21 protein-coding genes are annotated in these 22,679 nt (G+C 70.5%); 5 read left to right on the top strand and 16 right to left on the bottom strand.

Features of this window, described 5'->3' with window-relative positions:
• Positions 1–74: 74 nt before the first annotated feature.
• The 8 genes from IPJ59_RS22785 to IPJ59_RS22750 form a co-directional block, all read right to left on the bottom strand.
• Positions 75–968 (bottom strand): hypothetical protein, encoded by an 894-nt coding sequence (locus IPJ59_RS22785; protein ID WP_293273280.1) that lies wholly within the window; start codon positions 966–968, stop codon positions 75–77.
• Between the two features lie 257 nt (positions 969–1,225).
• Complete coding sequence (locus tag IPJ59_RS22780) at positions 1,226–1,648, bottom strand: hypothetical protein (RefSeq protein ID WP_293247637.1); 423 nt, start codon at positions 1,646–1,648, stop codon at positions 1,226–1,228.
• Between the two features lie 49 nt (positions 1,649–1,697).
• On the bottom strand, positions 1,698–2,354 hold the full coding sequence (locus IPJ59_RS22775) for a hypothetical protein (RefSeq protein ID WP_293247640.1): 657 nt from the start codon (positions 2,352–2,354) through the stop codon (positions 1,698–1,700).
• A 29-nt stretch (positions 2,355–2,383) separates the two neighbouring features.
• Positions 2,384–3,286, bottom strand: a complete 903-nt coding sequence (locus tag IPJ59_RS22770) for an HlyD family secretion protein (protein WP_293273350.1) — start codon at positions 3,284–3,286, stop codon at positions 2,384–2,386.
• A gap of 199 nt (positions 3,287–3,485) precedes the next feature.
• Positions 3,486–4,187 carry an ABC transporter ATP-binding protein gene (locus tag IPJ59_RS22765; RefSeq protein WP_293273279.1) on the bottom strand — a complete coding sequence of 234 codons (702 nt, stop codon included), beginning with the start codon at positions 4,185–4,187 and terminating at the stop codon, positions 3,486–3,488.
• Positions 4,184–5,416, bottom strand: coding sequence for an ABC transporter permease (locus IPJ59_RS22760; protein ID WP_293247649.1), 1,233 nt, complete (start codon positions 5,414–5,416; stop codon positions 4,184–4,186). The genes IPJ59_RS22765 and IPJ59_RS22760 overlap by 4 nt, the downstream gene beginning before the upstream one ends.
• The gene (locus IPJ59_RS22755; protein ID WP_293273278.1) at positions 5,413–6,807 is read right to left on the bottom strand and encodes a TolC family protein; all 1,395 of its coding nucleotides are present in this window, start codon (positions 6,805–6,807) and stop codon (positions 5,413–5,415) included. Before IPJ59_RS22755 ends, IPJ59_RS22760 begins: the two co-directional genes overlap by 4 nt.
• Positions 6,804–7,439: a TetR/AcrR family transcriptional regulator gene (locus IPJ59_RS22750; RefSeq protein ID WP_293273277.1), complete on the bottom strand. Its 636-nt coding sequence runs from the start codon at positions 7,437–7,439 to the stop codon at positions 6,804–6,806. Before IPJ59_RS22750 ends, IPJ59_RS22755 begins: the two co-directional genes overlap by 4 nt.
• A 284-nt stretch (positions 7,440–7,723) precedes the next feature.
• Here IPJ59_RS22750 and IPJ59_RS22745 point away from each other — a divergent pair, with 284 nt between their 5' ends.
• From IPJ59_RS22745 to IPJ59_RS22735, 3 genes are read left to right on the top strand one after another with little or no spacing between them, the layout of a single operon-like run.
• Positions 7,724–8,641: an aldo/keto reductase gene (locus IPJ59_RS22745; protein WP_293273276.1), complete on the top strand. Its 918-nt coding sequence runs from the start codon at positions 7,724–7,726 to the stop codon at positions 8,639–8,641.
• 25 nt (positions 8,642–8,666) lie between these two features.
• On the top strand, positions 8,667–9,119 hold the full coding sequence (locus IPJ59_RS22740; RefSeq protein WP_293273275.1) for a type IIL restriction-modification enzyme MmeI: 453 nt from the start codon (positions 8,667–8,669) through the stop codon (positions 9,117–9,119).
• The gene (locus IPJ59_RS22735; protein WP_293273274.1) at positions 9,073–12,210 is read left to right on the top strand and encodes a class I SAM-dependent DNA methyltransferase; all 3,138 of its coding nucleotides are present in this window, start codon (positions 9,073–9,075) and stop codon (positions 12,208–12,210) included. Before IPJ59_RS22740 ends, IPJ59_RS22735 begins: the two co-directional genes overlap by 47 nt.
• A 147-nt stretch (positions 12,211–12,357) precedes the next feature.
• Here the strand turns inward: IPJ59_RS22735 and IPJ59_RS22730 are convergent, their stop codons facing one another.
• A complete protein-coding gene (locus IPJ59_RS22730; RefSeq protein WP_293273273.1) occupies positions 12,358–13,416 on the bottom strand; it encodes an alpha/beta hydrolase in 1,059 nt (352 codons plus the stop codon).
• A gap of 121 nt (positions 13,417–13,537) precedes the next feature.
• Between IPJ59_RS22730 and IPJ59_RS22725 the strand changes: the two genes are divergently transcribed.
• Positions 13,538–13,990: an MAPEG family protein gene (locus tag IPJ59_RS22725; protein WP_293247664.1), complete on the top strand. Its 453-nt coding sequence runs from the start codon at positions 13,538–13,540 to the stop codon at positions 13,988–13,990.
• On the opposite strand, the gene IPJ59_RS22720 is transcribed toward IPJ59_RS22725, so the two are convergent.
• From IPJ59_RS22720 to IPJ59_RS22690, 7 genes are all read right to left on the bottom strand, one after another.
• Positions 13,991–15,286 (bottom strand): DUF4215 domain-containing protein, encoded by a 1,296-nt coding sequence (locus tag IPJ59_RS22720; RefSeq protein WP_293273272.1) that lies wholly within the window; start codon positions 15,284–15,286, stop codon positions 13,991–13,993.
• A 125-nt stretch (positions 15,287–15,411) separates the two neighbouring features.
• Entirely contained in the window at positions 15,412–16,707 is a 1,296-nt protein-coding gene (locus IPJ59_RS22715; RefSeq protein ID WP_293273271.1) for a DUF4215 domain-containing protein, read from the bottom strand.
• 150 nt (positions 16,708–16,857) lie between these two features.
• Positions 16,858–17,445, bottom strand: coding sequence for a hypothetical protein (locus tag IPJ59_RS22710; protein ID WP_293247673.1), 588 nt, complete (start codon positions 17,443–17,445; stop codon positions 16,858–16,860).
• A 68-nt stretch (positions 17,446–17,513) separates the two neighbouring features.
• Positions 17,514–18,299, bottom strand: a complete 786-nt coding sequence (locus IPJ59_RS22705; protein WP_293273270.1) for an SDR family NAD(P)-dependent oxidoreductase — start codon at positions 18,297–18,299, stop codon at positions 17,514–17,516.
• A 128-nt stretch (positions 18,300–18,427) separates the two neighbouring features.
• The gene (locus IPJ59_RS22700) at positions 18,428–19,687 is read right to left on the bottom strand and encodes a hypothetical protein (protein ID WP_293273269.1); all 1,260 of its coding nucleotides are present in this window, start codon (positions 19,685–19,687) and stop codon (positions 18,428–18,430) included.
• Between the two features lie 18 nt (positions 19,688–19,705).
• Complete coding sequence (locus IPJ59_RS22695) at positions 19,706–20,260, bottom strand: methylated-DNA--[protein]-cysteine S-methyltransferase (protein ID WP_293247682.1); 555 nt, start codon at positions 20,258–20,260, stop codon at positions 19,706–19,708.
• Complete coding sequence (locus IPJ59_RS22690; protein WP_293273268.1) at positions 20,257–21,699, bottom strand: DNA-3-methyladenine glycosylase 2; 1,443 nt, start codon at positions 21,697–21,699, stop codon at positions 20,257–20,259. Before IPJ59_RS22690 ends, IPJ59_RS22695 begins: the two co-directional genes overlap by 4 nt.
• Before the next feature lie 227 nt (positions 21,700–21,926).
• Here IPJ59_RS22690 and IPJ59_RS22685 point away from each other — a divergent pair, with 227 nt between their 5' ends.
• Positions 21,927–22,577 (top strand): hypothetical protein, encoded by a 651-nt coding sequence (locus tag IPJ59_RS22685; RefSeq protein ID WP_293247688.1) that lies wholly within the window; start codon positions 21,927–21,929, stop codon positions 22,575–22,577.
• Positions 22,578–22,679 lie beyond the last annotated feature (102 nt).

The raw sequence follows: 22,679 nt of genomic DNA, 5'->3' as shown, positions 1-22,679 counted from the left end.
CGGGGATATGCGGTCCGTGATATTCTGCGAGCATCTGTGGCGATGTTCCTGGTGCGCGTGTTGTTGAGTTGCTGTTATAGCTGCTCGATCTGCAGCTCGAACGGCCCGTACATCTCGCCCTTGCCGTCGACGAACATGCGCACGTTCTGTCCCGCCGTGAGGTCGAGGGTCACGACCTCGGGCGCACCCGGGCCCGCGTCGTCGGCGCAGGCGAGCTCCGTGCTGCAGCTAAAGCTCCCGTCCGTCTCGTTGTTGCTGACGTACAGGATCGGGTCGAAATCGGCCATCAGGGTGAACCGGTAGCTCCCGTCGGCGGCCGCCGTCCACGTCATTTGGGTGTCGCGGAAGTTCTCACCGCCGCAGCTCCCGCAGCTGGTGTCCGCCCAGTAGCCCGTGGTAGCGAGATCGCCATAGATTGAGAACGGCGGCAGTTCGTCCGAGTAATCGTCGTTGAAACTGCAGTATAGATAAATGCCCCGGACGATCTCGAGCTCGAAGTCGCCGAACTCCCCGGGGCTCGCCGTGTCGACGACGATCGTCAGCTCCGTGCCCGCCCCGAAGCTCTGGTAGTGCACCACCTTGCCGTTGACCGTGCCCTCCGCCAGGCACGCCAGCTCGGTGCCCGAGCACGCGTTCAGGCCCTCGTAGATCGCCAGGCGCGGCGTAAACGCCGGGTTGTTGATCCGCAGCGAGTACGGGCCGGCCTCCACGGGGCGGAAGTTGACGAAGGTCTCGGGGCCCGAGCCCGAGTAGCACGAGCCCTCGGCCAGCGACATGCCGGCGGCCACCCCGTAGTAGAAGCTCGTCTCGACCGCGTCCCCGATCTCGGGCTCGCCGCCGTCGCACACGGCCGGCCCGTCCGTGGTCGCCGCGCTGGTCGGTGCGGTAGCGTCGCCGCTCTCGCCGCTCGCGTCGGTTCCGCCGCTGGCGCTCGTCGGCGTGCTCGTTGTTCCACCAACCTCGGTCATGGTCGCCGGCGTATCGCCGGACGTCGATCCTCCCGACGAGTCCGAACAACCGCAGAGCCCCACGACGATCCCCATCCTCCACGCGATACGCCATGCCATCCCTGCGTTGATGCGCGCGCCGCAGGCACCTGTCAAGGCGCGTCGACGTCACGCACGGGCCGCTGGCCGGGCGACGCCGCGCACGATGTGAGCCGCGACGAGGTCTTCCCGCTGGTCTGGCGGATCTTCGACTTGCTCGCCGAGGAGCGGCTGTGGCGTCACGAGCTGCGGGCGACGATCTTGCGGAGGATCACCTTGGGGCTCGGCTCGGTGACGCTCGAGTTTTGTTCGATCGACACGATGACCTCGAACTTCGCGTGCGGCGTGGTCGCCACGAGCAGGCCGCGGCGGCGACGCTCGGAGTAGTTGAGGAAGCCGGCCTTGGTGGTGGGCTGCCCGGGCACGGCGATCCACACCATGTAGCCCTTGTTGGCCGGGTCGATCCTCGCGGGCGGAGCGAGGTGGATCATCTCGACGCGGAGGGTGCGGACGCCGGTCTTGTTGACCTTCACCGAGAGCTTGGCCTGGGCGGCGTAGGTCGGGCCGTCGGCGTCTTGCTTGTAGCGCGAGGCGCAGGCGGAGCTGGTGGCGAGCAGCAGGGCGCACAGCGTGGGGGCGAGGCGGGAGGCGAGGCGCTGCATGCGGGCGAGGGTAACACGGGCGGGACGCGCGGACGCCCGGGGTCAGGGCTCACGGGCGCGCCGTCGCGGGCTCCTGGCGTGCGACGGCGAGCGGGTCACGGCAGCAGGTGAGTGGGGTATTGGGGAAGCCCTCGAGGCCACAGCCGGTCGACGGGCAGATCCTGGTGACGGCACCCTCGAGCGTACAGATGCACGTATTGTTGTCGCAATCGATTCGCAGCAGGCCGTCCGGGCACAGCTCGTCGGAATAGCAGGAGTTCGCATCGACCGGGCCGCCCGAGATATTGCACAGCCGGCAGGCCGTGAGCATTGCCCGCAGCTCTGGGTCGCAGGCCCGCGAGGGGTTGTCGCCGAGCAGGATCTCGCAGCTGAGCGTGGCCAGGCAGGCGGTGAGGGCGGCGTCGGCGGGCAGGCATTCGGGATCGTGGCCGGTTTGGAGCAAGAACAGGCAAGATTGCACGCAGGCTGGATCGACGGGTTGCTGCCAGCACGCTGCCTTGGCGTCGCAGAGCGCGGTGCAGGCGGCCTCGGGCTCGACGGGGTCGGGCTCGCCGGTGGAGGCGATCGCGGTGCTCGTCGGGCTGGGTTCGTCGGTGCTCGCCGCGAGGGTGGCCCCGGTCGTGGTCTCGGCGTCGGTGGTCGACGGGGCCGCGGCGGGGCCGCAGGCGAACGCCGCGCAGCTCAGGCCGAGGACGATGCCACGCATCGCAGCACCGTATCAGTTTTCGGGGGGCCTCAGTTCATGCTCTTGTCGTCGATCACGCTGACGACGCGGAGGCCTGGGATGAGGGTGCCCTGGTCGGGCTCGCGTTTGTCGAGTTCGATGATGACCTCGAGGATCTTGGTGTCGATGCGCTCGACCGGGTCGTCGGTGCGGATGTTCTTGCGGCCCATGCGGCGGCCGATCTCGATGACGCGGCCTGGGAAGCGCTGGCCTGGGAAGGCGTCGGCGGTGATATATGCGTAGAGGCCCTTGCGGATCTTGCCGATGTCGCGCTCCTCGACGTCCATGCGGACGCGGAGGACGCGGGTGTCGCCCATGACAACGGCCTCGCCGGCGCCGGGGCTGTAGTATTCGCCGGCGCGGACCTTCACGGAGAGCACCTCGCCGGCGATCGGGGCGCGGATGGTGAGGCGATCGAGGATCGCTCGGGCCTGGTCGCGGCGGGCCTGGGCTCCGCTGACGCGGGCGCGGGCGGCGAGCACGTCCTCGCGGCGGGAGCCGGCGAGGGCGGCGGATCTGCGGGCGTCGGCGGCCTTGTACGCCATATCCTCGGCCTCGGAGGATCGCCGGGCCCGGTCGAGCTCGTCGGGGGTGGCGGCGCCGCCCTCGGCGAGCTTGCTGATGCGGTCGAGGGTGCCCTTCGATAATTCGGCGCGGGCCTTGGCGGCGTCGGCGTCGGCGTCGGCGGCGTCGATGTCCTGACGGATGCGGCCGTGCAGGGTGCGCGACAGCTCGGCGTCGGCGGCGGCGAGGTCGGCCTCGGCGGCGGCCAGGGAGGCCTTCTCGGTGGCCGCCTCGAGCTCGAGCAGGGGCTGGTCGGCGACGACCTGGTCGCCCTCCTTGATATGCACGACGGCGATTCGTCCGGGGGCCTGGCCGGCGACGCGGGTCTCGCGGTCGGCGGGTTCGACGATGCCGTTGCCGGCGACGCCGCGGAGCTCGGGCAGGGGGACGCGCTCGTCCTTGCCCTTGACCGCGACCTCTTTGTTGGCGCTGGCGAAGTCGGCCTGGTTGGGGACCGTGGGTGGGCCGCCGAGGGCGGAGCGGAGGATGAATGTGAGAGGCCGCCGGCGGCGACGATGGCGACGAGCGCGGAGAGGGTGCTGCGGGTGCTCATGGTTTGGCCTCTCTCATGCGGCCGTCCTCGATGTGGAGGATGCGGTCGGCGAGGTGGAAGATGCGATTGTCGTGGGTGACGACGACGACGGTGCGGCCCTGTTCGCGGGCGAGCTGGCGGAGGATCTCGGTGACCTTGAGGCCGTTCTCGGCGTCGAGGGCGGCGGTCGGCTCGTCGGCGAGGATGAGGGGCGGGCCGCCGGCGAGGGCGCGGGCGATGGCCACGCGCTGGCGCTGGCCGCCGGAGAGGTCGCGGGGCTTGCTGTCGGCCTTGCCGGGGAGGCCGACCTGGTCGAGCAGGAGCTCGGCCTCCTGGCGGGCGGCGCGGACGGCCCAGCCGCGCAGCTGGAGGACCAGCATGACGTTCTCGCGGGCGCTCAGGGAGGCGACGAGGTTATGGCCCTGGAATACGAAGCCGATGTACGAGAGGCGCAGCTGGGGCAGCTGGGAGTCCTTGCTGGCGGACACGTTCTCGCCGAACAGGCGGACCTCGCCGGCGGTCGGGGAGAGGACGCAGCCGAGGATCGACAGCAGGGTGGTCTTTCCGGAGCCGGAGGGGCCCTCGAGCATGATGAATTCGCCGGGTTCGACGCGCATGTCGACGTCGCGCAGGGCGGTGAAGGCGGTCGCGCCCGATCCGTAGACCTTGCTCAGCTGCTTGACCTCGACGGCGGCCTGGTTGCGGAGGATGGGGATCATCGGAACACCATCCCTGGTTCGACCTTGCGCAGGCGCAGCAGCGCCAGGCCGGAGGCGACGATGCACATGAGGATCATGACGATGGTGGTGCCGATCAGGAGCTCGCCGGGGAGGATCATGGCGAGGGTGGGCGAGCGGATCTTGCTGGCGACGAAGGTGACGAGGCTGAGGCCGATGAGCGAGCCGAGGAGCGCGTAGACGACGGCCTGGACGGCGAGCAGGCGGGCGAGGTCGCGGTTGGTGGCGCCGATCGCCTTGAGGGTGCCGAATTCGCGGACGTTGTCGAGGACGGCGGAGAACATCGCCAGGGCGACGATGACGAAGCCGATGATCAGGCCGAACAGCGCCGAGGTGCCGAATGTGATACCGATCGCGGTGCGGGTGAGGAGATAGCGAATGATCGAGCTGCGGTATTGGTCCCTTGTGAGGATCTTGGTGTCGGGCAACTGGGCCTGGAGGTCGGCGGCGACCTGGACGGGGTCGTGGCCGGGGCGCACGCCGACGAGGCCGAAGCTGGTCTGGTCCGGGGGTACGCGCAAGATCTGTTGAATGAGGTTGTATTCGCCGAATGCGTAGGAGGGGCCGAATGGCAGCAGGCCCCACGTGAAGCCGCTGACGACGACCTTCTTGCCGCCGAGCTCGCGGACGGTGCCGAGGTTCAGGCCGCCGAACTTCTCGCGGTCGGCGTGCTCGAAGAACATCATGTCGGGGGAGCCGAGGCTCTGGGGATCGCCGACGACGACGTTCCAGGGGCCGCCGTGGAGCGCGGGGGCGCGGGTGCCGACGAGGGTGACGGCCTCGGCGCCGCCGGAGGGGAGGGCGATGGTGGAGGCGCCGTAGAGCAGGGGTTCGGCCCATTCGACGCCCTCGACGACGCGGGCCTGCAGGATGTAGGACTCGGGGATCGGCTTGCCCGGCTGGAAGGCCTCGGTGCCGGGCGGTGCGATCCAGATGTCGGCGTCGCTGTTGGCGACGAACATCGTGTTCTTGTAGATGAGGCCGAGGAAGGTGCCGGCTTGTTGATTGGAGAGCAGGACGGCGAAGATGACCCCGGCGAGGGTGCCGATCATCTTGAGCTTGTCGTGGAACATCATGCGCAGGGCGACGCGGGCGAGGGTGCGCCAGCGCAGGCCGAAGCCGGGCCGGGTGGTGATCGGGCGGGCGATCGGTGGCGTGATTCGAGCGACGATCGGGAGCGCGACCGGCGGGTCTGGCGGGGTCGCGGTCATCGGGCCAGCTCCTGCGGTGATTCGACGCGCGGGGGTGCGGGCTCCGGGGTCGATGCGGGCGCGGGTTCGGGGCCGGTATCGCGGAGCAGGGCCTCGGCCTCCTTGAGGTCGCGGCCGGCGGCGAGGCGCAGGGCGATGCGGGCGTAGGCGAGGTCGGCGTTGGCTTGAATGAGGGAGATATGCGCGGAGAATGCGTCGCGTTCGGCCTGGGTGACCTCGAGGAAAATTCCGGTGCCGGCCTCGTAGCGTTGGCGGGCCTGTTTGTGGGCGGCGCGGGTGGTGTCGCGTTCGACGCGGGCGGAGCGGGCCTTGGCGACGGCGGCCTTGACCTGATGCCACGCGTTGTGGATCTGGTCGTGGACGCGCTGGCGGGAGCGGTCGACGCGGACCTGGGCGAGCTGGGCCTGGGTCCTGGCGGCGCGCAGCTGGGGGATGATGGCGAGGTCGATGCGCCAGCTGAGGTTGAGCGACGCGGAGGCGATCGCGTATTTGCCGAGGAAGCCGGTGGCGTTGGTGAAGCGCTCGGAGGCGGAGGCCGAGAGGGTGGGGAAGAACAGGGCCGAGGCGGCGCGGACCTGGACCTCGCTGGTGTGGGCGTCGGCGAGGTCGGCCTTCACGGAGGCGACGGCGTCGATGCGGCCGTCGAGGAATGTCGGTAGTGGCGGCTCCTCGGCGAGGGACACCGATATCGCGGGGTCCGAGCTGGCGGGTTCGGGTTCGACGCTGGTGAGGCTGACGAGGCGCTGGCGGGCGATCGCCAGGTTGTATTCGGCGTCGGCGATGGACTTGCGGCCGCGTTCGACCTCGACCTCGGCGCGACGGCGGTCGAGGTCCGAGGCGACGCCGGCGGCGGCGCGCTGCTGGACGATCTCGAGGCTGGCGCGGGCGGCCTGGAACACCTCCTGGGTGGCGGCGATGAAGGCCTCGGCGGCGACGACCTGGTAGTAGGCCTCGGCGACGCTCTGGTCGACCTGCAGGCGGGTGGCGGCGACGCGGGCGTCGGCGGCCTCGCGGCTCTGTTTGGCGATCTGTAGGTTACGCAGGATCGCCACGTCGACGATCGGCTGGGTGAGGGTGAGCTGGGCGTCGAGTTGGTTGTAGGGGGTGATCGTGCGGGTGAGGGGATTGGCGGGGTCCTGGCCGGGCAGGGTGACCTTGACCTCGTATTGATTGCGCGTGTAGCCGGCGGTGGCGGAGATCGTGGGCGTGTAGTCCCACTTTTGTTGGTCGATCTGGTGCTCGCGCTGGCGGACGATCAGGGCCGCCTCGCGATTGTCAGGGTTGTGGCGGCGGCCGGCGGCCAGGAAATCGCTGAGCGGCTGGAGGGCGCGCGCGGGGGCCGGGGCGAGCAGCGCGAGGGCGAGGGCGAACAGGGCGGGGTGGCGGGTCACGGCGCGCTCCGTGGGGAGGGTAGGGTGGTGGTGGCGTCCGGGCCGGCGCCGCGCCACAGGAGCTCGACCAGGCCGCGGAGGAATGTGGGCAGGGGCAGCGGCAGGGCGTGCTGGGCCTGGGTGACGAGCTCGAAGAAGACGTACTGTTGGACGCTGCCGAGGAAGATGCGGGCGAGCAGCTCGGGGTCGATGGGGCGCAGGCGGGCGAGTCGGATCTCGGCCTCGAAGTAGCCCGCGAGGCGCTTGAGGGCGCGCAGCGGCGGCGGGTTCGGGCGGGTCAGGGCCTCGGGCAGGCCGCTCGGGCCGGGGTTCGCGTAGCTCATCATCATCAGCGGCATGAGCTGGCGGAAGAAGCCGATGCCGGCGGCGCCGAGCTCGTAGAGGTGCTCGCGCAGCTCGCCCTGGCCGACGCGGGCCTCGAGGTCGCTCAGCCACTCGAGCTGTTCGAACTGTGGGTGCATCGCGGCCTGGAACAGCTCGGCCTTGGTCTTGAAGCGATTAAAGAGTGTCCCCTCAGAAACTCCGGCGCGCTCGGCGACCTCCGCGGTGGTGGCGGCGAAGCCGCGTTCGAGAAAAACGGCCCTCGCGGCGTCGATGAGGGTCTGGTCCTTGATGGAGACGGGGCGGGCCATGGGCGGAATAATGAGCCACGACTTAGTAACCTGGATCCGCGGGTGTTGGTGATGGGGCAACGCGAGAAGAAACTCACGGAGGTTCGAGCGAAAACGCGCAGATGCATCGTGGTGAGGGCGAGGTTTCGAGGATTGTGGGTAGTTGGCGTGTGCTGAAAGTTCGCCATGGATGATGGATTGGGCCCGGACGACATCGGCGGGTTTACACGCCTCGCGGGCGCTGTTACCGTCCGCGGCGCATGCAGACCGCGAGACGGGGGCACAGATTCGCTAATGGTGACGAGATGCCGCTCCTCGGGCTCGGCACCTGGAAGTCGGCGCCGGGCGACGCGTACCGGGCGGTGAAGGCCGCGATCGCGGCGGGATATCGTCACCTGGATTGCGCGGCGATCTACGCCAACGAGGCGGAGATCGGGCGGGCGCTCGCGGAGCTGTTCGCGGCGGGTGAGGTGCGGCGCGAGCAGCTGTGGATCACGTCGAAGCTGTGGAACGACATGCATGCGCCTGCGGACGTGCTGCCGGCGCTGCGCAAGACCCTGGCCGACCTGCAGCTGGAGTACCTCGACCTGTATCTCGTGCACTGGCCGATCGCGCTGGCGAAGGGGGTGCTCGCGCCGCGGTCGGCGGCGGACTTGATCCCGCTGAGCGAGCTGCCGCTGGCGCAGACCTGGGCGGCGATGGAGCCGGCGGTCGAGCTCGGGCTGACGCGTCACCTCGGGGTATCGAACTTCAGCGCGGCCAAGCTGCAGGCGCTGCACGCCGGTGCCCGGGTCAAGCCCGAGGTCAATCAGGTCGAACTGCATCCATATCTGCAGCAACCGGAGCTGCTGGCGAGTTGCCGCGCGCTCGGGGTGCACGTGACCGCATATTCGCCGCTCGGCTCCGGCGACCGTCCAGGCGGGCTCAAGGCGGCGGACGAGCCGGTGTTGCTCGGCGACCCGGTGATCGTCGACATCGCCGGGCGGCAGGGGGTGAGCGCGGCGCAGATGCTGATCGCGTGGGCGCTGCAGCGCGGGACCTCGGTGATCCCCAAGTCGATCGATCCGGGGCGGATGCGGGAGAACCTCGCGGCGACGGCGCTCACGCTCAGCGACGAGGACATACAGCGCATCGCCGGGCTCGAGCGGCGGCGCCGCTACCTCGACGGCAAGTTCTGGATCGCGGGCGGGGTCTACTCGCTCGCGGGTCTGTGGGACGAGTAGCGCGGGCGCCGTCGTGCCAGCGATCTTGCCAGCCACGCTCGACCCACTCGAGCCGCACGAGATCCCCGCGGAGTATGACCTCGCGGGGCTGCGGGCGTTCGTCGAGCAGACGCGTCTGGCGGACGGCGCGGAGCTAGCGAACAGCCAGAAGATGTTTGTCGAGCTGTGCGTTGTGCTCGGGGTGCCCGAACCGGGGTACAAGCGGGCGGGGCAGGATAACGCGTACTGTTTCGAGGAGGACGTCAAGGCCGACCAGGCCCACCGCCGGATCGATGTCTATTGCCGCGGTCATTTCGTGTTCGAGGCCAAGCAGGGCGTTTCGCCGCGGGGGCCGGTCGACGCGGTCGGCCGGGCCGCCAAGGCGAGGTCGGGGCACAGCAAGCGGGCCACGGGGGCGGGGCTGCGTGGCTCGGCCGCGGTGGTTGGAGGCGATGCAGGCGGGGCGCATCCAGGCCGGCAACTATGCATTGTGGGTTAGCCAGCGCGGCGATCCGAAGCCGCCCTTTATCATCGTCGCGGACATGGGCCACCGGTTCTGGGTGTGGTCGAGCTTCCAGCCGGATATCAGAGACGATTATGGGGACTTCGACCTCCACGAGGAGGCCGCGTTCGCGTGGAGCGACCTGCTGAGGCCGGAGGTGTTCGCGTTTCTCCGCGCGATCTGGACGGCGCCCGAGCGGCTGGACCAGGAGGCGATCGGCCAGCGCGTCACCGCCGAGATCGCGGAGAAGATCTGCGACCTGGCGGTCCGCCTGGAGCGCAGGGCGTCGCCGGAGCAGGTCGGCGATTTTTTGATGAAGTGTGTATTCACGATGTTCGCCGAGGACATCGGGCTGATCCCGACCAAGCTGTTCAAGCGCTGTCTCGAGGGCTGGATCCGGGACGCCCAGACGGGCAATGTGGGCACCTTTGTCAAGGGGATCCGCCGGCTGTGGACGGTGATGCGGGACGGCGGGGACCTCGACTCCGGGGAGTCTCTCAAGCGATTCAATGGCTATCTGTTTAGCGACCCGGAGCCGCTCCCGCTCGGGCTCGACGAGCTGGAGCTGCTCCACGCGGCGGCGGGCGCCGATTGGCGCAAGGTCTCGCCGGCGATCTTCGGCACCCTCCTCGAACGCGCGCTGACGCCGGCCGAGCGGCAGCGGCTCGGCGCCCACTATACACCGGAGGTGTACATTCGTCGGCTGGTCGAGCGGACGGTGATGCGGCCGCTGCGCGGCGAGTGGATGCGGACGCGGGTGGAGATGGACCTCATCGCCCGCACCGGCGCGGCGACCAGGGCCGACGGTAGCGTCACCAACACCCGGAAGCCGCGCAAGGAGTTCGACGCGGCGCGGGCGCTCGGCGCAGCGGTGATGCATGGGCACCGCTTTCGCCGGCGCCTGGCGGGTGTGACCGTGCTCGACCCGGCCTGCGGCAGCGGTAACTTCTTGTATGTCGCGCTCAAGGAGATGAAGCGGCTCGAGGGGGAGGTCGAGCGCACGCTGCTGGCATTGCAGAGGACGCAGAATCTCTGGCTGGACATCGACGGCGAGTCGGTGCGGCCGGGGCAGTTCTGGGGCATCGAGCAGAAGCCGTGGGCGGCCAAGGTCGCGGAGCTGGTGCTGTGGATCGGCTATCTCCAGTGGCAGGTGTCGGCGGGGCGGCTGCCGCGGATGCGCGAGCCGCTGATCCAGGACCTGCACCACATCGAGACCGGCGACGCGTTGATCCGCTGGGAGCGGCGTGAGCAGCAGCGGGGCGAGGACGGGGCGCCCGCCCTCCAGGCGGTGGGTGTGACGGCGCGGCGAGGGGCGCGGGCGATGGTGCCGATCGAGCGATATGTCGGGGTCCGCGTGGCGCCGTGGCCGGACGCGGAGTTCATTGTGGGCAATCCCCCGTTCCTGGGGAACAAGCGGATCAATGATCTCCTCGGAGCCGGGTACGTCGACGCGATCAAGCGCAGTTATCCCGGCGTGGGCGGCGGCGCGGACCTGGTGATGTGGTGGTGGCTGCGCGCGGCGGAGCTGGTCGTGCGGGGCAAGACCCGGCGCTTCGGGTTTGTCACCACCAACAGCATCGCCCAGACCGGGGGTCGCGGGGTGGTGAGTGGGGCGCTCGCGCAGGGGTTGCGGCTGGTCTATGCGATCGCGGATCACCCCTGGTACGACGAGGGGGCCGCGGTGCGGATCGCCATGACGGTCGGGACGATGGAGCCCGAGGTGGCGGTGGTCGGGGAGGTCGTCGACGAATCGCGGACCCGCGTCGGCGAGCTCGAGTCGGTGCGGGTGGTCGAGCGCGAGGTGGCCGATATCCACGCCGACCTCTCGACCGGGGCGGATGTCTCCGCGGCGGCGCCGTTGCTCGCCAATCAGGGGATCTGCTTTCAGGGGATGAATTTGGTGGGGGATGGGTTTCGCCTGACGCCGGAGGAGCTGAAGGGGCTCGGTTTGGCTGCTGCGGCGCTGCCCCTGGTGGTGCGCCGCTACGTGATCGGGCGGGACCTGCTGCAACGTTGCACGGAGCGCTATGTGATCGATCTCCACGGGCTCGAGGCCGACGACGCCCGGCTGCGCTTCCCGGCGCTGTGGGACCACCTCGTGCGCCACGTGCGGCCGGCGCGGGCTGCCAACAATCGCGCGAACTATCAGAAATATTGGTGGTTGTTCGGCGAGGGGCGACCGGGGATGCGGCGGGCGCTGGTCGGATTGTCCCGCTATATCGTCACCGGGGAGACGGCGAAGCACCGCGTGTTCCAGTTCTTGCCCGCGGACACGGTGGCGGACCACAAGATCTACGCGATCGCGGCGGACGATGCATTCTTGCTCGGGGTCCTGTCGTCGCGCGTGCACCGCGAATGGGCGCTGGCGGCCGGAGGCACGCTCGAGGACCGGCCGACCTGGACGAGCACGACTTGCTTCGCGCGCTTTCCGTTCCCGGACCCGTCGCCGGAGCAGCGGGCGGCGATCGCTAGGATCGCCGAGGCGATCGATGGGCACCGGAAGGCGGTCCAGCGCGCGCGTGCGGAGCTCGGGCTGACGGATCTATACAATGTGATCGCGGCGCTGCGCGCTGGACGGGCGCTGACGACCGAGGAGGAGGCGGTGCGGAGCGTGGGGCGTGTCGACACATTGTTGCAGCTCCACGAGGACCTCGATGCCGCCGTGTTCGCGGCGTATGGCTGGCCAGTCGGGCTGGGGCGCAATGAGCTGCTGGCGCGGATCGTGGGCTTGAACGGCGAGCGGGCGCGGGAGGAGGGGCAGGGGCGGGTCCGATATCTGCGCCGCGAGATGCAGGCGCCCGGGGGCCTGGACGCGGGTCGGGAGCTGGTGTTGCCCGCTCGCCCGGGGCCCGTGCGGGTCGTGGTTGGGGGCCCCGAGAAGTGGCCAGCGGGGGCCTTCGAGCGGGTCGGGGCGGTGGTGCGGGCGCTGCGGGGGCGCGGCGAGGCGTGCGGGGTGGAGCTGCTGGCGGGGATGTTCACCGGCGCTGCGGCGGGTGACGTGTTGCTCAGCCTACAAAACGCCGCGGCGGCGCAGTTGGTGTCGTGCATCGATAGTGAGGCGGGCGCGGTGTGGATCGCTCGCAGCTGAGTGCGCTGCGGCGCTGGTTCTCGGCGAGCAACGCGGCGAGCGTGCAGGTGCCCGGCGAGCGCGGGCGAGGCGGGCGGCGGCGGCGGGCGTTTCTTGCCAGATCGTGGCCAGTGCCCGATCGGTCCGGGTGACCTGCTGTACGCACGTTCACGCTTGGCGGTGGAGGGCGCGGTGGAGGGCGGCGGCGGCGTGGTCGAGGGCGGCGGCGGCGGCTGGGATGGCGTCGACCAGGCCGATGAAGCCGTGGACGAGGGAGGGGTTCTCCTTGAGCTCGACGGGGACGCCGGCGGCGCGCAGGCGCAGGGCGTATTCATGGGCCTCGTCGCGCAGGGGGTCGAAGCCGGCGGTGCTGATATAGGCGGGGGGCAGGCTGGCGAGGTCGGGGGCGAGGAGCGGAGATACGCGGGGGTCAGTGATATCGGCGTCACTGTGGAGATAGTGACCCATGAACCAGGAGATCGAGGCGGCGGTGAGGAGGTAGCCGTCGGCGAAGTCGCGGTGGGAGGCGTGGCCGCGGCGGAAGTCGAGGCCGGGATAGAGGAGCAGCTGGAAGCAGGGCGGCTGCGGCCAGTGTTCGCGCGCGGCGGTCTGGCAGATCACGGCGGAGAGGTTGCCGCCGGCGCTGTCGCCAGCGACGGCGATGCGGCGGGGGTCGAGGCCGAGGCGGTCGGCCTCGGCGACGATCCACTGGAACGCGGCGAGGGCGTCGTCGAGGGGGGCGGGGAACTTGTGTTCGGGGGCGAGGCGGTACTCGAGGGAGAGCACCACGCACTCGCCGAGCTCGGCGAGGCGGGAGCAGGGGCTGTCGTGGGTGTCGAGATCGCCGATGACCCAGCCGCCGCCGTGGAGGTAGAGCAGGGCGGGGGCGGGGCGTGTGAGGTTGTGGGGCTCGTAGATGCGGAGGCGTAGCGGGCCGCCGGGGCCTGCGAAGGTGGTCTCGTGGACCCGCGCGAGCGGACGGCGGCGGCCGGCGAGCAGGCGCATCGAGCGACGGGTGCGGCGGCGGGCTCTGGCTGGGCTGTGGGCGGTGAGCTCGTCGAGGCCGAAGCGGTTGCTGGCGTGGAGGAGGAAGGCGAGGCGGGGGTCGAGGTGATCGCCGCGGGGTCGGGGAGAGGCGAGGCGGGCGAGCCAGGCGGCGGGGGCACGGAACACCGTGCGTACGACGCTCGAGAGGACGAGGTGACGGATCTGGTCGCGGCGGGTCATGCGAGGGCGGCGAGGATATCAGCTGGCGAGGCGCCCAGGCGGTGCCCCGGCGCACCCCGGCGGCACCCCGGCGGCACGATGGTGGTTGCGCGCGAGGTGGCGGGGACGTTATGCCTGCGGCATGTCGATGCTGTCCGCCGATCCGTCGTTCAAGTTGCTCGCGATTTGTAGCTGCGTACTGGTGCTCGAGAGCCTGGTGCTGGCCGGCATCACGCCGGCGAAGCGGGCCAAGCACAAGGGCTTCATCAACCCCGAGGACAACCGCGTGTCGTTCGGCGAGGCGCGGATGGTCGACGGAGCGGAGCACCCGGAGGTGGCGCGGGTGCAGCGGGCGCACCGCAACCTGCTCGAGAGCCTGCCGCTGTTCTTCGGGCTCGGGTTGGTCTATGTGCTGTCCGGGGCGCCGGTGTTGGGCGCGCAGGTGTGCTTCATCGGTTTCACGGTGATGCGGGTGCTGCACGCGATCGTTTATTTGAACGCGGTGCAGCCGTGGCGCACGATCTTCTACGCGCTGGGGACCTTCTGCCTGTTCGGGATGATCGCGCTGATCCTGCGAGCCGTGCTCGCAGGGTGATCAGTTGGTGCCGCAGTAGCGGCCGTTGCAGCCCCAGGAGACGTTCTTCAGGTAGTAGACGAAGAACTGGCCGCAGTTGCGGACCTTCGCGGGCTCGTTCCAGTTGCAGGTATTGTTGTTCCAGTTAAAGCAGATCGTGCGGTCGACGGCGCCCTGGTTGACGGCCGGTTCGGCGCCGTTGAGCCAGCCGGGGGCGTGGGTGCCACAGGCGAGGATCTGGGGGGCGACGGTCGGCATGCGGGTGCCGGAGGCGCCGGTGAAGCGGTACCAGCCGGTCGTGAAGGGGTTGTCGCAGCTGACGTTGCCGTTGACGTAGGTGATGTTGCGGGTGTTGTCGTTGAGCTGGGTGGCACTCATGCACTCGGGGGCCATCGGCGAGTTCTTGCAGGTGTTCTCGCAGCCGTCGCCGTTGACCATGTTGCCGTCGTCGCACTCCTCGACGCCGGCCTGGACGAACTTATCGCCGCACTTTGCGGCCTTGCAGGTGACGCAGGCGTCGGTGTTGACCATGTTGCCGTCGTCGCAGGTCTCGCCGGCGGCGGCGTTGACGGTGCTGTCGCCGCAGGTGACAGCGGTGCAGTCCTTGTCGCAGGCGACGGTCTCGGCGCCGTCGTCACAGGTCTCGCCGGCGGTGGCGTTGACGGTCTTGTCGCCGCACATGGCGGCGCTGCAGTCCTTGTCGCAGGTCTTGGTCTCGAGCTTGTCGTCGCAGGTCTCGACGCCCTCCTGGATGAGGCCGTCGCCGCACTTGGCCTTGATACACATGGAGGTGCAGGCGTCGGTGTCGACCACGTTGCCGTCGTCGCATTCTTCCATGGCGGAGAGGATGCCGTCGCCGCAGCCGGGGAGGGCGCAGCTGTTGGTGCAGGCGTCGTCGTCGACCTGGTTGCCGTCGTCGCAGGCCTCGACGCCGTCCTCGACGAGGCCGTCGCCGCACTTGGCGAGGGTGCAGTCGGGGAGACAGGCGTCGGTGTCGATGTCGTTGCCGTCGTCGCAATCTTCGCCGTCGTCGACGTTGCCGTCGCCGCAGATGGGGGCGACGCCGGTGCTGGAGACGTCGGTGGCGGAGGCAGTGGAGCTGGACTCGGCGACGCCGGTGCTGGCGACGTCGCTGGTGCCGCTGACGCCGCTGGTGCTGGGGTTATCGCCGGAGGTGGTGGGGGTGCCGGAGGTGGTCTCGGCCTCGGAGGTGCTGCCCGGCGGGGTCGTCATGTTGGTCATGGAGGCGAAGCCGGTGGTCGTGACGTCCTCGCCACCGCCGCACGCGAGCGTCCCACAGATCAGAAGCGCACCCACTCCGACGGTCCTACGCATATGCATGGAGGGCATGAGAGCGGAGGCCCACCGGCTGCGCAATGGCTGCGATCGCGGAGGGCCGACGATCGCGCGCCGGCGATATGGAGGCGCCGCGAGTCGTGGGATCAGTTGGTGCCGCAGTAGCGGCCGCTGCAGCCCCAGGCGACGTTCTTCAGGTAGTAGATGAAGAACTGGCCGCAGTTGCGGACCTTGGCGGGCTCGCTCCAATTGCAGGTGTTGTTACTCCAATGGAAGCAGATCTGGCGGTCGACGGCGCCCTCGTTGACGGTCGGCTCGGCGCCGTTGAGCCAGCCGGGGGCGTGGGTGCCACAGGCGAGGATCTGGGGGGCGACGGTCGGCATGCGGGTGCCGGAGGCGCCGGTGAAGCGGTACCAGCCGGTGGCGAGGCCGTTGTCGCAGCCGACGCTCTGGTTGACGTAGGTGATGTTGCGGGTGTTGTCGTTGAACTGGGTGGCGGTCATGCACTCGGGGGCCATCGGCGAATTCTTGCAGGTGTTCTCGCAGCCGTCGCCATTGACCATGTTGCCGTCGTCGCACTCCTCGACGCCGGCCTGGACGAACTTATCGCCGCACTTTGCGGCCTTGCAGGTGACGCAGGCGTCGGTGTTGACCATGTTGCCGTCGTCGCAGGTCTCGCCGGCGGCGGCGTTGACGGTGCTGTCGCCGCAGGTGACGGCGGTGCAGTCCTTGTCGCAGGCGACGGTCTCTGCGCCGTCGTCACAGGTCTCGCCGGCGGTGGCGTTGACGGTCTTGTCGCCGCACATGGCGGCGGTGCAGTCCTTGTCGCAGGTCTTGGTCTCGAGCTTGTCGTCGCAGGTCTCGACGCCCTCCTGGATGAGGCCGTCGCCGCACTTGGCCTTGATACACATGGAGGTGCAGGCGTCGGTGTCGACCACGTTGCCGTCGTCGCATTCTTCCATGGCGGAGAGGATGCCGTCGCCGCAGCCGGGGAGGGCGCAGCTGTTGGTGCAGGCGTCGTCGTCGACCTGGTTGCCGTCGTCGCAGGCCTCGACGCCGTCCTCGACGAGGCCGTCGCCGCACTTGGCGAGGGTGCAGTCGGGGAGGCAGGCGTCGGTGTCGATATCGTTGCCGTCGTCGCAATCCTCGCCGTCGTCGACGTTGCCGTCGCCGCAGATGGGGGCGACGCCGGTGCTGGAGACGTCGGTGGCGGAGGCAGTGGAGCTGGACTCGGCGACGCCGGTGCTGGCGACGTCGCTGGTGCCGCTGACGCCGCTGGTGCTGGGGTTGTCGCCGGAGGTGGTGGGGGTGCCGGAGGTGGTCTCGGCCTCGGAGGTGCTGCCCGGCGGGGGGGTGGTCATGTTGGTCATGGAGGCGAAGCTGGTGGCGGTGTCCTCGCCACCGCCGCACGCGAGCGCCCCACAGATCACGATCGCACCCACTGTGACAGTCCTACGAATAGCCATGGGGGCATGAGAGCGGAGGCCCAGCGGCCGCGCAATGGCTGCGATCGCGGAGGGCCGAGGATCGCGCTTGTGCCACGGCGGCGCGACTTGGTGGGCGGAGCGCCGATGGCAAGTGTGTAGATATCGCTAGCGGCGACTTGGCGGCGGCGGTGATTCGCGGGAGTAGAGCTGGCTGACGGCGACGCCGCTGCCCTGGCCGGCGCGGAGCACGAACTTGGCGGCGATCGGGCTCTGTTCGGGCTTCCACGGGAAGCAGGCCGCGCCGCCGCCGATGACGGCGGTGGTGCCGGTGGCGGCGTCGCTGGCGAGGATCTCGGTCTTGCTGCGGGCGGGGCCGAAGGTCTCGAAGGTCGCGTCGAGCTCGGCGATGCCGTCGCCGGCGACGGCGACCAGGGTGTAACAGCGGCCGGGTTGGAGGCGAAACTCCTGCTCGAAGAGCTGGCCGGGGGCGAGCTTGGTGGCGATGAGGTCGCCCTCCTGCTGCATGTCGACGGCCTCGCGTTCGGCACACTCGCGCAGCGGGCCGTTGGTCAGGCGGGTGCCCTCGAGGGCGACGGGGTCGTCGTCGGGGACGGGGCCGTCGAAGCCGGCGAGCGCGGCCCGGGCGTCGAACTTGGGCTCGGGGGTCGCGGTCGGCGGTGGGGCCTCGCGGCAGGCGGCGAGCGCGAGGAGCAGGAGGAGCGCGCGCGGGGCGGTCGACATCGGGGCGGCCATCGGGGCGGCAGGATAGGCCGCGGCGAAGATCGCGAGCAAGCGGCGCTTGTGGCTCGCTCGCGGCGCGATCACCAGGCGGCGGGTTGGCGGTCGCGGAAGAAGCCGCCGCTCGGGCTGTCGTTCGGCGGGCGGGTGGCGAGCCACACGGCGGTGTCGGCCCCCTCGGCGACCTCGCGGGTGGCGTGTGGGCCGCCCATGTCGGTCTTCACCCAGCCGGGGCAGACGGCGTTGAAGCGGAGCTGGCGGGGGTCGTCGGCGAGCTCGCGCGCGAGGATCTGGGCGAGCATGGTGGCGCCGATCTTGGAGACGCCGTAGGCGGAGGAGGGCCAGCCGTCGGCGCTGTGGTGGCCGTCGGCGACGGCGGTGACGAAGGCTTGCATGAGGTCGACGAGCTGCGGGCGGTCGAGGGCGCCGTCGGCGAAGCGGGCGCGCAGGGCGGGGGCGAGCTTGCTGCGATCGCCGACGCCGCTCGAGACGATGACGACGCGGGCGTGCGGGCGCAGGAAGGGGAGCAGCGCGACGGTGAGGTTGTGGACGGCGAAGAAGTTGACGGCGAGGGTGTCGCGGGCGACGCGGGCGTCGAAGCCGGGGAAGGTGACGCCGGCGTTGTGGACCAGGACGTCGAGGCCGAGCTTGCGGCCCTCGAGGCTGGTGACCATGCGGGCGATGCTGGCGGGGTCGCTGACGTCGAGGGGTGTGAAGGCGACGCCGAGCTCGCGGGCGACGGCGAGGCCGCGGGCGGGGTCGCGGGCGGCGAGCAGGACGTGGAAGCCGCGGGCGTGGAGTTGACGGCAGATCTCACGGCCGATGCCGCGGTTGCCTCCGGTGACCAGGGCGACGGGCTGCTCGTGCATCGCGGGAGGATAGCTCGCCCGGCTGCGCGGGCGAAGTGGTTTGCGCGGCGCGGGTGTGCGTCAGGACTCCGGGTTCACGGACTCTGGGCGCTCGCGCGGGTCGGCGTGGCGTCGGTCTTGCGGGGGCTTCACTGCGGGAGCGGGGGCGGGGCCTTGAAGCCCTGGACGATGTACACGCGATCGACGCCGGCGCCCCAGGTGAGGAACATGAAGTCGCCGGTGAGGGGCTCGAAGTAGGCGCCCCAGGGGCGCGGGAAGGTCGTGTAGAAGTCCTTGCGGGTGGCCATCTTGGGGTCGCCCTGGGCGTCGACCTGATAGACGCCGACGGTGTTGGTGCTCCATTCGGAGACGATGACGTGGTCGACGTCGAAGCCGGGGGAGCCCTTGGGGACGTAGGCGAAGCCGCCGGGGCCGTTGGGGAGGGTTGCGGTCTTGACTGGTTTGGAGACGACGAAGAGCTCGCCGTCGGGGTCGCGCTCGAGGTGGTACCACTCGCCGCCGGGCCAGGACAAAAGGCGCATGCCGCCGGCGTCGACGAAGCCGGGCGGGACGAAGCCGATGCCGCCGATCGAGTTGGCGACGCCGAGGGGGCCGAGGGCGGTGGTGCGGGCGGGGGCGTTGCCGCCGGGCAGCAGCTGGCTCAGGTTGTTCACCGGCCACTCGGAGTAGAAGAGCAGGCCGCTCTTGACGTAGATGAGATTGGCGTCGATGTAGGGGGTGTTGGCGATCGAGGTGGCCTGGCCGGTGAAGGCGACGATGTGATCGCAGTTGCCGCGTTCGACGCCGATCTTGTAGAGCTGGCCGTTGGTGGCCTCGGAGTAGCCGGCGATGAGGAGGATGTTGGGGTCGTCGAAGCTGATCACGCAGCCGCCGAGGCGCGCGTCCGGGGGGATACCGGGCACGGGGCCGAGCTCGTAGGTGGTGTAGAGGTCCATGAACTCGGGGGCGATCACCACCTCGTTGCCGGCGAGCTTGCCGGGCTCGTCGGTGCAGTCGATGATGCCGCCGGTGCTCGCGGCGGCGCCGGTGCTGCCGGTGTCGGCGGCGCCGGTGCTGCCGGTGGTGGAGGTTGTGGTTGTGGTGTCGCCGGCGGAGGGGTCGGTGGTGCTGGCGGTGGGGTCGGTGGTCGTGCTGCCGGGGCCAGTGGTGGTGTCGATCGGTGTGGTGGTGGCGGAGGCGTTGGTGGTCGCGTCGGCGGTGGTCGGGCTGTTGGTGGTGGGGGTGTCGGTGGTCGGCTCGCTGGTGTCGGTGGCGGTGGCCGTGACGGTGTTGGTGTTGGTCGGGTTGCTCGACGAGGGGCCCGTGCTGGTGTCACCCGAGCCGCCGTCGTCGGGGCAGGCCGCGAGCAGGAGCAGGGCGAGGGGTAGCGACGAGGGGCGGGAGTTCATCATCGCAAGCTATCGCGATCACGGGCGCGGAGGGAGGGCGGCGCTGGAATTCGCGGGGGTGCTGGCGCGCAAATGGCTGGGCGTCGATGCACGCGCGGCGCTGCGGGTCTCGTGATCGAGCAGCCAGCGCTTGGCCGGCGGGCCGCCGGCGTAGCCGGTGAGGCTGCCGTCGCTGCCGAGGACGCGGTGGCAGGGGACGATGATGGAGATCGGGTTCTTGCCGTTGGCGGCGCCGACGGCCCGGGAGGCGCGTGGGTGGTCGATCGCCGCGGCGAGCTCGGCGTAGCTGCGGGTGGCGGCGAAGGGGATCTCGCGCAGGACCTGCCATACGCGGCGCTGAAAGGCGGTGCCTTCGAGGTGTAGGGGGATATCGAATTGCTGGCGGGTGCCGGCGAAGTACTCGTGCAATTGCCGGGCGGTGCGCAGGAGGATCGGGTGGTGTTGGGAAGTGGCGGCGATCGGGGCGGGCTGGACCGGGAGGTAGACGCCGCGGAGGGCGTCGTCGTCGGCGAATAGGCGGAGTTGTCCGAGCGGGCTGGTGATGGCGAGGGTGTGGAGATTGTCGGGATTCATGGGTGTTCGCTTTCGTTGTGCTCGGTCCACAGGTGGAGGACGGCGTAGGCTCGCCAGGGCCGCCAGGCCTCGGCTCGCTCGCGGATGGCGCGTTCGGGGCGGCCGCCGAGGGCCTTGCGGAGCACGAGGTCGCCGGCGGGGAAGCCGTCGGGGTGATGCAGGGCGCGCAGGACCAGGTATTGCGCCGTCCAGTCGCCGACGCCGGGGAGGGCGGTGAGGGCGGCGGCGAAATGCTCGGGGTCCTGGTGGGGTCCGGCGAGATGCTCGTCGGTGAAGGCGCGGGCGAGGGCCTGCAGGCCTGCGGCGCGGGCCTGCGGCAGGCCGATCGCGGCGAGCTCGGGGACGGCGATATCAGCGATCTCGGCGGCGGTGGGGAAGCGGTGGGTGAGGTTGGCGAGGGGCTCGGCGAGGGGGAGGCCGAAGCGGGCGACGAGGCGGCCGGCGAGGGTGGTGGCGGCGCGCACGGAGACCTGCTGGCCGAGCACGGCCCGGGCGGCGGCCTCGAAGGGGTCGATGGCCCCGGGCACCCGCAGGCCGGGGCGGCGCAGCAGGAGGGGGGCGAGCCGCGGGTCGCGGGCGAGGACGGCGGAGATCTGGGCGGGGTGGGCGTCGAGGTCGAGGAGGCGGCGCAGGCGGGCGACGAGGGGCATGAGCACGGGGGCGAGGCCGGGGTCGACCTCGGCACGGATCGCGGGGTGGTGTGGGTAGGGGCGGAGGCAGACAGGTCCGGTGTGGCCGCCGAGGTGAATGACACGACGATAGATATCGCCGTCGATCTGCTCGACGCCGGGGATCGCCCGGGCGGCGAGGAATGCGAGGAGGCGGGGCCAGTCGAAGGGCGGGCGGAGGTCGAGGCGCAGGGCGAGGGCGGGGCCGCGGGTGGTGGCGGCGCGGCGCAGCTCGGAGGGCGGGCGACCGAAGCGGGCCTGGAACAGGGCGTTGAAGCGGCGGACGCTGCGAAAGCCGCTGGCGTGGGCGAGCTCGGTGATGGGGAGGGTGCTGTCGTGGAGGAGCTGCTTGGCGAGGGCGAGGCGGCGCGACTGGGCCAGCTCGATCGGCGAGACGCCGAGCATATCCTCGGTGGCGCGGCGGAGGTGGCGGGCGCTGACGCCGAGGGTGCGGGCGAGGGCGTCGACGCCGTGCTCGTTGAGGTATCCGTGATCGATCAATGCGGTGGCGCCGGCGACGAGGCGGGGGACGGCGTCCTGCGGGGCGGCGCCGGGGGCGAGCTCGGGGCGACAGCGCAGGCAAGCGCGATGGCCGGCGCGCTCGGCCTCGGCGGACGATCGATAGAAGGTGCAGCGGTCGCGCCGCGGGGTGCGGGCGCTGCACACGGGCCGACAATAGATGCCGGTGGTGGCGACGCCGACGAAGAAGAGACCGTCGAAGCGGGCGTCGCGGGCGGTCAGCGCGGCGTAGCAGGCGTCGAGGTCGAGCATGGTGGGGTGGTGATAGCCCGGGATGAGGGCGGCGTCTGGCCGTTTTCGGACGCGGAGACGAGAAGGGCGCGGCGACGAGGCCGAGGCCGCCGTCGATCAATTCGGGTGGAGCGTCATGGCGTGGGAGCTGCCGCACGGCGAGCGACCATTCGGCGGACGGGGCGCGGCGGTCGTTTCATGCTGCACCGCGGATGCGGGGCTCAGGCGTATCTGGCAACATCGCTCGCATGCGGACCGCGGCGCGAACCCTCGTGTGCCTCCTGGCCCTCGGCTGCCCGCCGCAAAACCCGCCGATCACCGGCCCGAACGACGACACCGGCGCCGCGGACACCGCGACCACGGGCGCTCCGACCAGTGGCGACGTCACCTTCGACGATTCCGGGTTCGTCGACCCGACCATGGGCGAGCCCCTCGACCCGGACGCCAGCCCCGCGGAGATGTGCCTCCACCTGTGCATGCGGGTCGACGTGTGCGACACCGATCCCGGCTTCGAGGGCTGTCCGTGCGACGAGTCCATCCCGGCGTTCTGCGTCGCCGAGTGGTTCGACGTGACCAACTGCTTCGACCAGACCTCGTGCACCGAGCTGCAGACCTTCGAAGGCCCGTGCTGGGACAAGCTGGAGCACGCCTATCTCAAATGCGAGTTCGGCGAGGATGGCTGCGAGGAGTACACCGTCGGGGTGTTCCCCGACCCCCCGGCGGGCACCTGTGGGTTCGGGCGCGAGTGTCTCGACATGCCGTCCAGGGATGTCACCTGCGAGGCCGACACCTGCACGTGCACGATCGACGGCGTGCAGGTCGGCACCTGCCCCAGCGGCGGCGTATGCGAGTTGGACGACCCGGCGATGTCCGCCAAGATCGACGAGTGCTGCGGCTGAGCCGACACACTCTCGCGGGTGTGGCGTGGCGAGCCGCTTACGTGGTAAGCACGACGCCCATGCCCGTACCCCGCGCAAACATCGCGCTCCGCCGCTGTCACA

It is taken from the genome of Nannocystis sp. (assembly GCF_016714285.1).
GTDB lineage: Bacteria > Myxococcota_A > Polyangia > Nannocystales > Nannocystaceae > Nannocystis.
This window is presented reverse-complemented; position numbering and strand designations above follow the sequence as displayed.